At 61.5% G+C, this 14771-nt stretch carries 16 protein-coding genes; 5 read left to right on the top strand and 11 right to left on the bottom strand.

From position 1 onward, the window contains the following. Positions 1–12: 12 nt before the first annotated feature. Genes dsbG through dsbD form a run of 3 tightly spaced genes read right to left on the bottom strand, consistent with a single transcriptional unit; the run spans position 13 to position 3349 of the window. The gene (gene dsbG / locus BLU75_RS13315; RefSeq protein WP_084378241.1) at positions 13–774 is read right to left on the bottom strand and encodes a thiol:disulfide interchange protein DsbG; all 762 of its coding nucleotides are present in this window, start codon (positions 772–774) and stop codon (positions 13–15) included. Continuing rightward, complete coding sequence (locus BLU75_RS13310; protein ID WP_084378242.1) at positions 750–1619, bottom strand: TlpA disulfide reductase family protein; 870 nt, start codon at positions 1617–1619, stop codon at positions 750–752. The genes dsbG and BLU75_RS13310 overlap by 25 nt, the downstream gene beginning before the upstream one ends. Then, positions 1619–3349 carry a protein-disulfide reductase DsbD gene (gene dsbD / locus BLU75_RS13305; RefSeq protein WP_084378243.1) on the bottom strand — a complete coding sequence of 577 codons (1731 nt, stop codon included), beginning with the start codon at positions 3347–3349 and terminating at the stop codon, positions 1619–1621. The genes BLU75_RS13310 and dsbD overlap by 1 nt, the downstream gene beginning before the upstream one ends. 171 nt (positions 3350–3520) lie before the next feature. Here dsbD and BLU75_RS13300 point away from each other — a divergent pair, with 171 nt between their 5' ends. From BLU75_RS13300 to BLU75_RS13280, 5 genes are all read left to right on the top strand, one after another. Continuing rightward, entirely contained in the window at positions 3521–4201 is a 681-nt protein-coding gene (locus BLU75_RS13300; RefSeq protein ID WP_084378244.1) for a response regulator, read from the top strand. After that, positions 4201–5520 carry an ATP-binding protein gene (locus tag BLU75_RS13295; RefSeq protein ID WP_084378245.1) on the top strand — a complete coding sequence of 440 codons (1320 nt, stop codon included), beginning with the start codon at positions 4201–4203 and terminating at the stop codon, positions 5518–5520. Before BLU75_RS13300 ends, BLU75_RS13295 begins: the two co-directional genes overlap by 1 nt. A gap of 119 nt (positions 5521–5639) precedes the next feature. Continuing rightward, positions 5640–6413, top strand: a complete 774-nt coding sequence (locus BLU75_RS13290) for an N-acetylmuramoyl-L-alanine amidase (RefSeq protein ID WP_084378274.1) — start codon at positions 5640–5642, stop codon at positions 6411–6413. 150 nt (positions 6414–6563) lie between these two features. Continuing rightward, positions 6564–7976 carry an aspartate aminotransferase family protein gene (locus BLU75_RS13285; protein WP_084378246.1) on the top strand — a complete coding sequence of 471 codons (1413 nt, stop codon included), beginning with the start codon at positions 6564–6566 and terminating at the stop codon, positions 7974–7976. A gap of 81 nt (positions 7977–8057) precedes the next feature. Continuing rightward, the gene (locus BLU75_RS13280) at positions 8058–8282 is read left to right on the top strand and encodes an MbtH family protein (RefSeq protein WP_084378247.1); all 225 of its coding nucleotides are present in this window, start codon (positions 8058–8060) and stop codon (positions 8280–8282) included. A 189-nt stretch (positions 8283–8471) separates the two neighbouring features. Here BLU75_RS13280 and BLU75_RS13275 read toward each other — a convergent pair whose 3' ends face one another. Genes BLU75_RS13275 through BLU75_RS13240 form a run of 8 tightly spaced genes read right to left on the bottom strand, consistent with a single transcriptional unit; the run spans position 8472 to position 14662 of the window. Beyond that, on the bottom strand, positions 8472–9431 hold the full coding sequence (locus BLU75_RS13275; protein WP_084378248.1) for a metal ABC transporter substrate-binding protein: 960 nt from the start codon (positions 9429–9431) through the stop codon (positions 8472–8474). After that, a complete protein-coding gene (locus BLU75_RS13270; protein WP_084378249.1) occupies positions 9431–10330 on the bottom strand; it encodes a metal ABC transporter permease in 900 nt (299 codons plus the stop codon). The genes BLU75_RS13275 and BLU75_RS13270 overlap by 1 nt, the downstream gene beginning before the upstream one ends. Beyond that, a complete protein-coding gene (locus tag BLU75_RS13265) occupies positions 10327–11064 on the bottom strand; it encodes a metal ABC transporter ATP-binding protein (protein WP_084378250.1) in 738 nt (245 codons plus the stop codon). The genes BLU75_RS13270 and BLU75_RS13265 overlap by 4 nt, the downstream gene beginning before the upstream one ends. Beyond that, entirely contained in the window at positions 11061–11981 is a 921-nt protein-coding gene (locus BLU75_RS13260) for a metal ABC transporter substrate-binding protein (protein WP_084378251.1), read from the bottom strand. Before BLU75_RS13260 ends, BLU75_RS13265 begins: the two co-directional genes overlap by 4 nt. A gap of 34 nt (positions 11982–12015) precedes the next feature. Then, positions 12016–12591: a DUF6162 family protein gene (locus BLU75_RS13255; protein WP_084378252.1), complete on the bottom strand. Its 576-nt coding sequence runs from the start codon at positions 12589–12591 to the stop codon at positions 12016–12018. After that, a complete protein-coding gene (locus BLU75_RS13250; RefSeq protein ID WP_084378253.1) occupies positions 12588–12917 on the bottom strand; it encodes a hypothetical protein in 330 nt (109 codons plus the stop codon). The genes BLU75_RS13255 and BLU75_RS13250 overlap by 4 nt, the downstream gene beginning before the upstream one ends. Beyond that, on the bottom strand, positions 12914–13453 hold the full coding sequence (locus BLU75_RS13245; protein ID WP_084378254.1) for a thiamine pyrophosphate-binding protein: 540 nt from the start codon (positions 13451–13453) through the stop codon (positions 12914–12916). The genes BLU75_RS13250 and BLU75_RS13245 overlap by 4 nt, the downstream gene beginning before the upstream one ends. Then, the gene (locus tag BLU75_RS13240) at positions 13454–14662 is read right to left on the bottom strand and encodes a PepSY-associated TM helix domain-containing protein (protein ID WP_084378255.1); all 1209 of its coding nucleotides are present in this window, start codon (positions 14660–14662) and stop codon (positions 13454–13456) included. Positions 14663–14771: the final 109 nt, after the last annotated feature.

The raw sequence follows: 14771 nt of genomic DNA, 5'->3' as shown, positions 1-14771 counted from the left end.
AAGTGAACGGCGTTACTTCGCCCCGAGAATTTTCACCAACTTATCCGGCGAAGGCGCGCCTTGTTGTTGCTGCAATTGGCCCTTGTCATCCAGGTAGAAGATCGCTGGCGTGGCGGACAACTCCAACTCGTCCATCAACTTCATGTTGGCTGCGAGTTTGGCCTGGATCTCGGCGGGAATTGTGCTCAGTGCTTTCAATTGGCTGCCTTTACCGGCGGACTCATGTTCTTGCAAGGCCTTTGCCGGGTCTTTGCTGGCCAGCAGCGCCGCCGATTTGCCGGGGCTGTCTTCGCGAATAATCCCGACCATGATGTGTCGCAGCTGCACCTTGCCGGCTTTCACCCATGGTCGTGCCTGTTCCCAGAACATGTTGCAGTACGGGCAATTAGGGTCGCTGAACAGGTAGACGGTGCGCGGAGCCTGTTTGTCGCCGTCCTGGATCCAGCTGCTCTGTTCCATCTTGGCCCAGACTTCCTTGGCCATTGGCGCGTAGACCAGTTTTTCCAGGGGCGCGCTGCTCAGATCATTGCCCTTGGCGTCGTACAGATTGCCGGCGATGACGTGCTGGCCGTCGGCGGTCAGGTACAGCGCCATGCCGCGGTTCTGGTATTGCGCTGCGTAGCCCTTGAGGCCGCCGGGAGCATCGAAGCTGCCGATGATCTTGGCGCCCTTGGCTTCGATCTGTTGGATCGGCGCAGGCCATTCTTCGGCGTGAACGAGGGTGGCGGCCAGGGTCAGCGGCAACAGGGTCAGCAGGTGGCGGAGGCGGGGCATAACGGTTTCCTTGTGGAGGCTGGCTTGGCAGCGGTTGTGTCCGTGGGGTCGAAATATTCCATGGCGCGGGCCAGGCTGGCCTGGGATAACTCACCGAGGTGGCTGTTGATCAGGCGTCCATCGGCTTGATAGAAGAGGGTGGTGGGCAAGGCCATCGAACCGACGGCTTGGCCGAGGCGGCCGCTGGCATCGAACAACACGTTGTCCAGGTTCAGGCCCTGGGTCGCCAGGTAGGTGCTGACGCTTTGCATGCTTTCAGCCTGGTTGACGAACAGAAAGGTCACGTCGGGCCGCTGTTTCTGAGCGTTTTCCAGTACCGGCATTTCGCGTCGGCACGGCGGGCACCAAGTGGCCCACAGGTTGATCACCAAGGGACCGCCTTGGTAGTCAGTCAGTTGTACGGTTTCGCCACTGGCAGTGCGCAGGGTTATCTCCGGCAGGCGCGTGCCTTTTTCGTAGATATTCAAGGAAAAGCTGGCCATCGCCCAGAAGGCCAGGCCCGAGATGACACCTGCACTCAACGGCTTGCGCAGGGGCGGGCGACGCCAGCCCCAAAGCGTCGCACCGAGCAGCAGTGCGATGACGCCGGGCCAGGCAAGGAAACCGCCGTCGCGCAGGTCGACGATTTGCAGTGGGTCGTCGCGGTAATAGGCCCAATACATCAAGACGAAGCTGATCCGCGCACTGAGCATGCCCAGCAGAAACAGGCTGAACAGCACCGATTCGGGGTTCTCGCCGCCGCGCTTGGCCACTCGCCAGCCCACCAGCGTGGCGAGGATCAGTGCGCTGATCAGCAGCAAGTGGTTCAGTGCAATGGCAAAGGTGCCAATGGTCAGCGTCAGCATCAGAGGGCGTCCCGGGTCTGGGTCCAGCGTTGCAGGAAGGCCTCGGCGTCCACTTCACCGGTGATGCGTTGGGCGCGGCGTTCCTCACCGTCCGGACCGATCCAGACGAAGCTCGGTGGGCCCGGCACCTTGTAGCGCCCCAGCAATTCACGGCTGGCTGCATTGTCGGCGGTGACGTCCAGGCGCAGCAGGCGCACGTCCTTGAGCGCGTCCATCACTTCAGGTTTGCCGAACACCTGTTTTTCCATGATCTTGCAGGACACGCACCAGTCAGCGTAGTAGTCCAGCAACACCCATTGGCCCTGGGCCTTGGCGCTGTCGAGCTGGCTTTGCAACTGCGTCGGGTCATTGAGGGTGAGGAACGCATCGTGGGCGGTGGGGGCGCTGCTGATCTGCGATCCGCTGTAGACCTTCAACGGTTGCCACAGATCATCGCTGCCACCGGCCGCACCCACCACCAAGACGACGCCCCACAGCCCGAGCACCAGGGAACCTGCGCCGATGACCTTGGCCGCAAGCCCATATTCACGCGCCAGGCCCCAGCCGCAATAGGCCATGACCAGCGCCAGCACGCCCCACAGACCGAGCCACAGGCTTTCGCCGACCACCGGGCGAATCATCAGCACGGCGGTGGCGAGGAACAGGAAGCCGAAGATGCCCTTGAGCACATTCATCCAGGTGCCTGGCTTGGGCAGGAAGCGATTGCCCACGGTGACCAGCAACAACAGCGGCACGCCGATACCGATGCCCATGGCAAACAGGATCAGTCCGCCGTGCACTGCGTTGCCGCTTTGGGCGATGTACAGCAGCGCACCGGCGAGTGGCGCGGTCATGCACGGCCCCACCAGCAGGCCGGACAGGGCCCCGAGTACGCCGGCGCCGACCAGGCTGCCACCGCTTTGCTGGCGGCTCACATTGTCGAGGCGGTCACGCAGGAACGCCGGCAATTGCAACTCGAAGAAACCGAACATCGGCAACGCGAGGATCACAAACAGCGCGGCGAAACTGCCGAGGATCCACGGCGTCTGCAACCAGGCGGCGAGGTTGCCGCCCAATAGCGCAGCCAATACCCCGAGGCTGGCGTATACCAGGGCCATGCACACTACGTAGCTGGCGGCCAGGGCAAAGCCGCGTCGCGGGCTGGCGCCGCTGCCGACCACTAACCCGGCGAGGATCGGCAGCATCGGTAATGAACAGGGCGCAAAGGCCAGCAGCAGCCCCAGGCCGAAGAACACCAGCAGGCTCCAGCCCAGGCTGCGTTGTTGCAGGCCGCTGGCCAGGCTTTGATCCTGCGCCTGGGCGGTGGCGGCGACGGCCGGATTGCCACCCAGGTCGACCGTGATCGACTGCGGCGGATAGCACAGTCCCGCATCCGCGCAGCCCTGCCAACCCAGCTTGAGCTGGCCGGTGGCGTCCGCGGGAATCTTCACTTCAAGGCCCTGGCGATACACTTGCTGCTCGCCAAAGAACTCATCGCTATGGGCTTCGCCGTCAGGCAACACCGGCTTCTGGGCCAGGCCGTCGAACTTCATGCGCTGTTGGTATAGGTAGTAGCCATCGGCAATCTGCCAATACAGCTGGGTTTCGCCGGACGCCAGGCGTTCGGAGGTAAAGACAAAGGCTTTACCCACTGGAAGGAAATCGGGTTTAGTCTCGAAAGGATTATTGCCAGGCGCTGCCTGGGCCAATCCAGCGAACAACGCCAGCAGAAAGATAAATAGATGCCGCATGGTCAAGCCTTAGTTCGATGCAAGTGGGGCACACAATGTGTGGCGCTGATTAACCGATGATTAACCGGGCTATTCTAAGGTGTAGGGATTCTCTGAACGTGCCTCTTTTAACGGCATAATGCGCGCTTAATCCGTCATCCTTTAAATCAGCACTTTTGCGAAGGGTTCACTATGCACGTACTGGTCTGTGAAGACGACGAACTGATCGCCAGCGGCATCGTTGCCGGCCTCGGCGCCCAGGGCTTCACGGTCGAGCGCGTCGGCACGGCGGCGGCGGCGCGGGCGATGCTCAAGGCGGCCGAGTTTGACATCATGGTGCTCGACCTTGGCCTGCCGGATGAAGACGGCCTCAAGCTGTTGCAGCAACAGCGCAGCGCGGGCCTGGAGATTCCGGTGTTGATTCTCACGGCGCGGGACTCGGTGACCAACCGGGTCGATGGGCTGCAAGCCGGTGCCGACGATTACCTGCTCAAACCCTTCGACCTGCGTGAACTCGCTGCGCGTCTGCAAACCTTGTTGCGTCGGGTCGCCGGGCGCAGTGTCAATCTGATCGAACACGGCCGGTTGACCTACAACCCCAGCAGTCGGGAAACCTTGCTCGGCGGCCAGCCGGTGGACTTGTCTCGCCGCGAGCAGGCGCTGTTGCAAGCGCTGCTGCATAACAAGGGACGGGTGCTGTCCAGCGAGCAGCTCAAGGACAGCGTCTACGGTTTCAGCGACGAACTGGAAAGCAATGCCTTGAACGTCCACATCCACCATCTGCGCCGTAAACTGGGCAACGGCATTGTCGAGACAGTGCGCGGGCTCGGCTATCGCCTGGGCTCCGCCGACACAGGAGAGGACGCTTCGTGATGAGCCTGCGTCTGAGGCTGACGTTCAAGCTGGGCGCCGCGTTTGTGCTGATCTGGACGCTGGCGGCGGCCTGGATGCTGAACGACCTGCGTAAACAGATGATGTTTTCCCTGGATCAACGGTTGGTCGCGTCGGCACGCATGGTGGCCGGGTTGATGGAGCAGATGCCGGACCTGGTGAGTGTGGGCGAGGGCAAGCGTTTCGGTGCTGAGCAATTGAATGTTCCCGGCGGCATGGCGTGCCAGGTCAGTTCGCTGCGGGGCGAAATCCTCGCCCACAGTCATAGCACCCCGGATCAGGGGCTGGAGTCCCGGCAAAGCGGTTTTCGCGACCAGATCATCGACGGTGCCAGTTGGCGCAGTTTTACCCTGGCCCGGGGCGACTTGCTGATCACCACGGCTGATCGCCAGGTGGAGCGCGAGGCCTTGAATATGTCGATCCTGCTGGCGGCCTCGGTGCCGGTGGGCGTTGCGCTACTGGGCTGCCTGTGCCTGCTGTGGCTGGGGATCGGCCAGAGCCTGGTGCCGCTCAACCGGATGCGCGATGCGCTGAGGCGCCGCAGCGCCGATTCACTCGAGCCGTTGCAGATTCATCCGTTGCCCAGTGAGCTCAAGCCGCTGCTCGACACTCAGAACCAGTTATTGCAACGCATCGCCAAGACCATCGAGCGTGAACGTCGCCTGACGGGCGACGCCGCCCACGAACTACGCAGCCCGCTGACAGCGATCAAGACCCATCTGCAAGTGGCACGTATGACCGAGGGTGCGGCTCGCGACCAATCCCTGGCCCACGCCGAGGAAGGTGCCGACCGTTTGCATCGCACCCTTGAACAGCTGCTGTTGTTGGCGCGGGTCGAAGGTAGCCTGTCGTTTGACGATGGCTTGCAATCGAGCGCCGAACAAGTGGCCCGCCTGGCCATTCAGGATGCGAATGCCGGGGATAATCGACGGATTGACCTGGTTCTGCCGGATACCTTGCCCGAGACACCTGTGGAGATGCCCGTGGGACTGGCCGTCGCCGCCTTGCGCAATCTGCTGGATAACGCTTTGCGCCATACCCCGGATGACACGCGGGTGGAGCTGAGCTTGTTCATCACCGGCGACCAGGTCGTGTTCCGTGTGCGCGATCATGGCGCGCCGATTTCCAGCGAAGACCTGCAAAACCTCACCCAACGCTTTTGGCGCAATGGCAACAGCGCCGGTTGCGGCCTGGGGCTGGCCATTGTGCAGGCGATCGTGCAGCGTTGCTCCTGTTCGTTGACATTCGACAGCCAGACGGATGGCCTGCGGGTTGATTTGGGCATGCCGTTGCGGCGTTGAACCTTCACCGACACCTGCTGCACATAGATACCGCCATTCTCCAGAAGGATGGCGGTATTTTTTTTGGTTTGAAGGTTTACCGGCTGAATGACTCAGCCCGTGTTGAAAAGGACAGCGCCATGTTGGTCATCGATACCACTTACCCTGCGAAAGATTTTAATGAGCGTGATGACGAAGCCGTGCGCCAGGTGATTGTGCATTACACCGCCGCACCGTTTGCTTCGTCCCTGCGCACCCTGACCCAGCTTGGGGTCAGCGCGCACTACCTGCTTCCCGACCCGCGTGAGGCCAGCTACAAGGCCGCCGGCTATGACGAACTACGCGTGTTTCGGCTGGTGAATGAGCGCCAGCGCGCGTGGCATGCCGGCGCCAGCCATTGGGCGGGACGAGACAACCTGAACAGCCGTTCGATCGGCATCGAAATTGTCAATCTGGCCCGTGATGAGGGTGGGGTTTTTACCTTTGCGCCATATGCTTCGGAGCAAATCGAAGTGTTGATTGCCTTGATCCGCGACATTTGTCGGCGCTACCCGCAGATCGGTGCCACGGACATCCTCGGGCATTCGGATGTAGCCTACGGGCGCAAAAGCGACCCCGGCCCCCGACTGCCATGGCAGCGTCTGTTCGAGGCGGGTATCGGAGCCTGGTTCGATGAGGCAGTCAAAGCCGCCTATCAACGCCGGTTTCGTCTCGGGTTACCCATGGAAGTGGAGATCGAGCGCGCATTCCAGCGCTACGGTTATGCGCCGGCGAAAAATCGTCAGGCGTTCCAGCAGCGTGTCCGGGCGTTTCAGATGCACTTTCGGCCTGCCGATTATTGCGGGCAACTGGACGTCGAAACCTGCGCGATTCTGTATGCGTTGAATGAAAAGTACAGCTGTACCCCCGAGTAGCGACATTCGCCGGCTTTTAACGTCTCACGGTGTAAATTCTCAAACCGCTGAAGCGTTTCCAGAACAGGAAATCCGTGCGTATGCCCTCTTCGGGCCAGACGCCAACGGATGGGCAGTTTGGTCATCATCAGCGTATTGAGGGATCGAGAGATGTCAGTCGCTACCAGTCATATCGAAGATTTTCAGGTTCCGGCCACCCCGGCACCCGTCGAAACACTCTATGAGTTCAACGAGTCTCCGTTGCTGGCCCGTCAGTGCCAGCAGGAATCCAATGCTCGCAGCTATCCCCGACGCATCCCCCTGGCGCTCAAGCGTGCCAAGGGAATTTATGTAGAGGACGTCGAAGGCCGGCGTTTCATCGACTGCCTGGCCGGCGCCGGTACCTTGGCTCTGGGGCATAACCACCCGGTGGTCATCGAGGCAATCCAGCAGGTGCTGTGCGATGAGTTGCCCCTGCATACCCTGGACCTGACCACGCCGGTCAAGGACCAGTTCGTTCAGGACCTGTTCGGCTTGCTGCCGCAGGAGCTGGCGCGGGAAGCGAAAATCCAGTTCTGCGGTCCGACCGGTACCGATGCGGTGGAAGCCGCGTTAAAGCTGGTGCGAACCGCCACCGGACGCAGCACCGTGTTGTCGTTCCAGGGTGGTTATCACGGCATGAGCCAGGGGGCGCTGAGCCTGATGGGCAGCCTGGGACCGAAAAAGCCTTTGGGGGCGTTGCTCGGCAATGGCGTGCAATTTCTGCCATTCCCTTATGACTATCGGTGTCCCTTCGGCTTGGGTGGCGCGCAAGGGGTGAAGGTCAACCTGCATTACCTGGAAAACCTGCTGAATGACCCTGAAGCCGGTGTCCTGCTACCGGCGGCGGTGATCGTCGAAGTGGTTCAGGGTGAAGGCGGTGTGATTCCGGCGGATCTCGACTGGCTGCGTGGCCTGCGACGGATTACCGAGCAGGCTGGCGTGGCGTTGATTGTCGATGAAATCCAAAGCGGTTTCGCGCGTACCGGCAAGATGTTTGCCTTTGAACATGCGGGCATTGTCCCGGACGTGGTGGTGCTGTCCAAAGCCATTGGCGGCAGCCTGCCGTTGGCGGTGGTGGTGTATCGCGACTGGCTCGACACCTGGCTGCCCGGCGCTCACGCCGGGACCTTCCGTGGCAATCAAATGGCGATGGCCGCGGGCTCGGCAGTGATGCGTTACCTCAAGGAACACGACGTGGCAGCTCACGCGGCAGCCATGGGCGAGCGACTGGGCGAGCATCTGCGTGTCTTGCAACGGGACTTCCCGCATCTCGGCGATGTTCGCGGGCGCGGCCTGATGCTGGGCGTGGAGTTGGTGGACCCCAACGGTACGCCCGACAGCCAGGGCCATCCGCCGGTGCATCGCCAGTTGGCACCGTTAGTCCAGCGTGAATGCTTGAAGCGCGGGCTGATCCTGGAGTTGGGTGGGCGCCATGGCGGCGTGGTGCGCTTCCTGCCACCTCTGGTGATCAGTGCAATGGAGATTGACCGGGTTGCGCAGATCTTTGGTCGTGCCCTGGCGGCAGCGGTGGCCAGCCTCTAATTTTCCACAGACCTTGTACGTTCCTACTACATCAGTGCCGTGCGTGGTGTGCGGCCAGCCTTTGAGTGACGGAGAACCGTAATGACCTCAGTATTCGACCGCGAAGACATCCTGTTCCAAGTAGTGGTCAACCATGAAGAGCAGTATTCCATCTGGCCTGACTATAAGGCTGTACCGGAAGGTTGGCGCACCGTGGGGAAAAGCGGGATGAAGAAAGACTGCCTGGCCTACATCGAAGAGGTGTGGACCGACATGCGCCCGCTGAGCTTGCGCCAGAAGATGGACGGTCAAGTGGTGGCGGGCTGATCAAAGGCTGCAAACAAAGGCACCGATCAGTTAAGCGAATGAGGTACCTGTAGGAGCGAGCTTGCTCGCGAAGAACTCAAAGGCGCCGCGTTTATCCAGAATGTACGCGTTATCGTTGACGTTTTTCGCGAGCAAGCTCGCTCCTACAAAAAAGGCTTAACCGATCGGGTGCCTTTTTTGAGAGGAGGTCTACAAGGTCAAGGCCTTGATCAGTTGATTCACATTCCCCTCCAGTTCCGCCACCGGGTCCGCGCCGTCGGTACCCAACACCAACAGTTTGGCACCGCCTGCGCTGACCGCCGATTTCACCGCCTCGACCGGCTGGCGATGGTGCAGCACCAACGCCACGTCGTTGTCCTTCAAATTGTCAGTCAGTGCCTTCAAGGCGTCAGGGGTCCATTCGGTATCGGGTCGTGGGTCGGTGCTCACCAACTCCAGATTCAGCCCGTTGACCAAATACCCGAAATGATCGCTCAAGCTGACCACGCTCAGGTTCTCGACCTCGGCCAAGCGCGCCTCGCTGTCTGCGTTGAGCTTGAGTAAGCGTTGCTTGAGGTGCGCCAGGTTGCTATCGATCTGCACCTTGGCATCGGGTGCCAGGCGTGACAGGTCGGCAGCCATCACATCCGCCATGCGTCCGAGGTTGTTGCTCGACTGCCAAGGCTGGCTGTTGAGACCATCGACAGCGCCAGGTTGCAGGGCGATCCCCGGCAGGCCGCCATCCACTGGCCGCGCGGCGTCGACTTCAACGATGCGGATATTGCTGCGACGTGAAACCGGGTACAGCGGGTCGTCCGGCCAGATCGAACGCAGGCCGATGGCGGCGTCGGCATCCAGCGCCAGGGCGTGTAAGGCGGGCGCCCCGCGCCCGGTGAAGTAGGACGTCTGGCGTGAACCGGGCAATTTGGCGGGCGCCGCGCGTTCAAGTCTGACCTCGGTGCCTTTGAGCAGTTGCTCGGCCAACCCGTAGGTCACCGGCAAGGCCGCGAGGACTTTCACCGGCTTGATCGACTTGGTCTTGGACAGGGTAGCGTGGCCAACGCCTTGGTTGCCGGTGATCGGCAGCGGTTTGAAACTGTCGCCTGCCAGCAGCGGGGTGCTGATCAGGCAAGCGATGGTCAGGGCCAGGGGGCGAAGAGCAGCGTGCATTATCCGAGGTTCCCTTTCAGGCTGGGGAGAGTACCGCGCGCAATGGCGGCGAGGGCGAAGGCGATACCGGCAACCAGAATGATCGCGGCACCGGACGGAATGGGCAGGTCAAAGATGATCGGCAGTAGGATTCCGCATAAAGTGCTGAGGGTGGCAATCACCACCGAGATCCAGAAAAAGCCCTTGAGCGACTGGCTCAACAAGCGCGCGGCAGCAGCCGGGATCACCAACAGGGCGCCCACCAGGATCGCACCGATGACCTTCACCGCGGCCACGGTGATCAGTGTCACCAGGATCACGAACAGATAATCCAGGGTCTTCACCGCGACGCCGCGCACGGCGGCCAGTTGCGGGTTGAAGCTGGCGAGCATGATGCGGTTGTACAGTGGCAACGCCAGGGCCATCACCAGCGAGCCGACAATCGCCAGCACCAGCAGGTCATTGCCATTGACGGTCAGCACCGAGCCGAACAACACGTTCTCCAGGATGTGCACGTTGATCTTGCCCGCCAGGATCAGCAGCAGGCTCGCGCCCAGTGCCAGCGACACCGAGAGGAAAACCCCGATCAGCGTATCGGGTGCCAGGCCGGTGCGGTTGCGCAGGTAATTGAGCAGGATGCCGAACAGCAGGCAGTAACCGAACAGGCTGCCATAGGGCCCGGTATAGGGTTCTCCCAGCAGAATGCCGACGGCCACCCCGGTCAGCGCGGCATGGCCGACCGCTTCGGAAAAGAACGCAAAGCGCTTGACCACCACCAACGTGCCCAAGCCGCCCAGCACCGGGCCGATCAGTAAACCCGCGAGCAAGGCATTGACCACAAAACCGTAGGCCAGGGCTTCCGGTAGATACCCGGAGGAGGCCCAGCCCTGGACCATCAAGCGGAAGGCTTCGTAGCTCATTGGGCCGTGCTCCGTGGGTGCGTGGAAAACAGCGTCAGCAAGCGATCCGGGGTCAGCGCTTGCTTGGGTGTGGCATCGAACAGTACGCGGCGATTCAAGCCGGTCACCCGATCCGCCAGGCGCGCGACGGCTTCCAGGTCGTGCTCGATCCACAGCACGGTGATGCCGGTCTGGCGCCAGTCGTGGAGCAAGCGTTCGAATACCTGGATCCCGGCCTCGTCGAGGGCAGACATCGGTTCATCAAGCACCAGCAACTGTGGCGCCGGAATCAGGCCCTGCGCCAACAGGACCCGTTGCCGTTCGCCGCCGGACAACGCGCCCATGCGGCGTTTGCGTTTGTCCTGCATGCCAACGCGCTCCAGGGCTTCGCCAATCGCGGCGGCGTAGTGCCGGGACAAGCCAAGAAAGGCCGGGCGACGCTGGCACATGGCTGCCATGAAGTCATCGACCGTGATCGGTAGGCCTCGGTCGAACTCCAGCGCCTGGGGCACGTAGCCGATGGTGCCTGGCGCATCCGGCCAATGCAGGCTGAGTTGACCCTGGTGCGGGGTTTGCCCCAGCAGGGTCTTGATCAGCGAGCTTTTGCCACCGCCGTTGGGGCCAACCAGCGCGTGAATACTGCCCGGCTGGACCTGGAAACTTACCGTTTCGAGGATCGCGGTGCGCCCGAGTGTCAGTGAGACCTCGTTGAAATCAATCGTCGGGCCGATGCCAAGGGGTTCGGCCGCCGTCATACCCCGGACTCCTGGATCGCACGGACCACGGTGTCGAGGTTGCCGGTCATTTCCTCTTCGTACTTTTCAGCGCTGTATTCACCGTAGGAAATATGCGACAGCGGGTAGAGCTTGACCCCGGATTCACGCTGGATGGTATCGACGTAGCTGGACGGAAAGTCTATTTCCGAGAAGATCACTTTGACGTCCAGTTCACGCAGCTGGTCGATGGTCTTCTTTAATTGGCTCGGACTTGGTTCGATGCCGTGGGCCGGTTCCACCACTGCAGTGACTTCCAGGCCAAACTCGCGCAGCAGGTAGTCATAGGCGGAGTGTACGGTGGCCACTCGCAGGTCGGGGTTGGGCGCGCTGGTGAGCTTGGCCAGGGCAGCGGCACGCATCTGGCGCAGGCGCTTGCCATAGGCACGGGCATTTTGGGTATAGGTCTTGGCGTTGTCCGGGTCGATCTTGCCCAACTCCCGGGCAATGTTGTTGACCTGGGCGATGGACGCACTGATCGACAGGAAGGTGTGTGGGTTGACCACCTTGCCGGCGCCACGGGCGGCATTGCCGGTGGCCGCGAGCAGGGGCACGTTGGCATTGGCTTCAATCACCGGGATATCCGGGCGCTCGCTGGTGGCGATCATGCGGTCGGCAAAATCATCATGGCCGACGCCATTGAGTACGATCACGTCCAGCGTGCCGATACGCTTGATGTCTTCGGCGCGCGGCTCGTAGGCGTGGGGGTTGAACCCAGCCGGAATCAGCGGCACCACGTCGGCTTTGTCGCCGACGATATTCGCCACATAACTGTAGTACGGATGCAGGGTGATACCGATACGCAAGCGTTTGCCCGCCTCGGCGTTGGCCAGCGGTACCAGCACAATGCTGATCAGGCCGACCAGCAGAAGGCGTAACAAGGGAGATAAAATGGACATGGGGACTCGGTCTTCTCTCGGATACGGCATGAATTCAGTGGCGATGCTGGCGGGTGACACCGGCGTCGAACTGCGCCACGACCTGCTGCCAGCCGGCATCGATCAATGCCTGGTCGCTAAGGTCGCTGGGAGCGGCGAGGTTGGCGCGACGATTGAGCCAGATGTCCGGCTCGGCACCGCTCACGCGCATCAACAGGGAGCCGCTGGTTTCCACCACCTGACTCAAACCCAGGTAGGTCGAAGGTTCCAGCAATTGCCAGTGATGGCCGCCACGGCTGATCGAACTGGCGTCCTGGGCGAAGGGCGCGAAACCTTCTTCAGCGAGTTGCGCGGGTGTCGGCAAGGCGTTTTGTTCCTGCTGGAGCAATTGAATTTCATCCAGGGTCACCCGCAGATCGGCGTAGATGCCTTGCTCGCCCGCGCTCAGGTCGCGGCGGGCGTCCAGTTGGTGGCTGGCTACGGTCTGGACTTCTTCGGTTTCGCCATGCAAGGCCACCACCGTGCCGGCAACCGCCAGGATGATCAGGCAGAGCAGCAGGACATAGAGCGTTTCGTGGCCGGCTCCAGCCGGACGGACGATGTGCGTACTTCCTCGGGTGGCGACGGTCATTGGGGCTGGATATCCGCTTGGTCGATCTCGACAACGTGGCCAGGGCCGGCATCAAACAGCACGTAGAACTCGGCGGAAGGTTTCTTGAAGGTCAATGTCGAGTCCTCGCCCAGTTTGCCGGGCACCAGGATGGTTTCGTCGTAGCCGATCACATCCAGGGTCACGCCGGGTGCCCCACTGCCGTCGGAAAAGCCGCCGGTGCATTGGATCTGCTCGCCGGGGATTTCCTTGCATTCGCACATCGGGTTGTGGGCCAGGGCGTAGGTGCTGACGCCTGCGCAGAGGATCAGCGCGGCGCAGGCGCGGGTCAGGCGCGTGAAAGTCATGGTTTAACTCCTTGCTTGTTCAGCCAGGCGATGGTGGCAGGCGAGGCCTGGCTCAAGGGAATGGAAGCCTGTTGCATGCTGCCGTCCCAGCCTTCCATGGTGATCCACAGTTCGGCATCGGGCGAGGTGCGTGCGGGAATCGGCAGGACGGCACCCATGCGGTAGGTGGTACCGAAGAAAATCACCCCGGCAGCGCGCAGGCTGCGCGGCTTGCCGATACGCAGGTAGGTGGCTTTGACCTGGTCGCCGCAGGTGTCGCACAGGGCTGCGCTGAAGAATTTCATGGGGCCCGCCGGATCGGGTCTGGGCCCCTCATTACGCAGCTCGGCCAGCTTGATGCTCCACGGCCCGACCTGCACCTCACCGACTTCGCGTTCGCCCAGGCCGCTGTCACCGCGAAACAACGCGACGTCGGCAAAGTACTTGGGCATGAACCCCAGCGGAATCAGCAACAGCAGGATATTGATATGGAAACGCCATTTAAGCCAGAAGGCACGCAGGAGGGAGGGCGGTTGAACGGCGGTGGCCTTGCTCATCTATTTGCCCTCCGAGGTTTCAGCCTGCATGACGGCGATGGTCTGGGGCGCAGCGGTGTTGCGAGGTGACTTGGCGCTGCGTTTGAGCGCGTGCAGGGTGGCCAGGGCCGTGCGCTTGCTCCAGATCAGTAGGCCGCTCAAGACCATCATGCTCAACAACAGGCCGAAGAAGAACCAGATCAATTTGACCCACAGCCCGCCAAAGTCACCGGTATGCAGCGGACGCATGGACTCGGTCACGAACTCAAGACCCGAGCGGTCGGAAAGCAGGTGCGAGGCAGCAATCTCTCCACTGTAGGGGTTGATTTCGGCGGTCTGGAACATCAACGGGTACCAGCCGCGCCCGCCAACGGCCAGATGGCTATAAGCGTTGCTCGGCAGACTGACGAAGTTGACCTCAAGCCCGGGAATGCGCTGGGTGGCAATTTCGATCGCAGCGTCCAGCCCGATCATGGGCGCCGGCACGCCGGGGCTGGACAGTGGCACCTTGTCCCGAGCAATGACCGGAACCACCGGCTGGCTGGAGATAGTGATCTGGTTGTCACCCAGGATGGCCTGGATCATGAACCAGGTCCCGGTGATCGAAATCACCGCAATAAACCAGATCGACCAAATGCCGCTCAGGCGGTGGAAATCACCCCAGAAAATCCGCGCCCCGTGATTGAAGCGCAAGGTGGGTTTGAAGAAGCCTTTCCAGAAGCGCTTGTAGACCACCAGTCCGGTGACCAGCGAGGCGAGCATCGGCAGCCCGAGGAACGACACCAGGTACCAACCCCAGCTATAGCCGTTAGTGAACGGAACCAGCCACCAACCATGAAGAGCGCGGGTGAAGGCTTGAAAGTTGAACGACGGGCTGACGCCCTGAATCACCCCGGTGTAAGGGTTGACGTATACCGCCACGGAGCGACCGTCGGGGTAGCTGATATCGACGGCGAGGGCGAAGTGCGATTCGTCCGGGCGCCTCAGGGACTCGACGATGGCCTTGGGTTCGGCGCGATTGATGGCGGCAATGATCTGGTCATAGCTCAGCGGCTCGGCATCGTCCGACGGTTTGCTGGCACGCATTTCGGGGTTGGCCAGCCAGACGATTTCCTGGCTGACGACCGCCAGGGTGCCGGTAACGCAGACAATCAGTACGAAGAACCAGATGGGCAACGCCAGCCAGCTATGTACAAGAAACCAGAGTTTGGAGCGTGACTTCTTTGGCATGTTAATGAGGATCTTGAGCGGGAGGGGCAGTGCAGGCCCGGGAAAGGCCAGTCGTAGCTTTTGCTTACGCGACGGGCTGTATCTAAGTTAAGACGGATGAGAAACGAAA

This window comes from Pseudomonas mucidolens (assembly GCF_900106045.1).
GTDB classification, from domain to species: Bacteria; Pseudomonadota; Gammaproteobacteria; order Pseudomonadales; family Pseudomonadaceae; genus Aquipseudomonas; species Aquipseudomonas mucidolens.
Note: the sequence above shows the minus strand (reverse complement) of the source record. Positions and strands in the feature narration are given on the sequence as shown.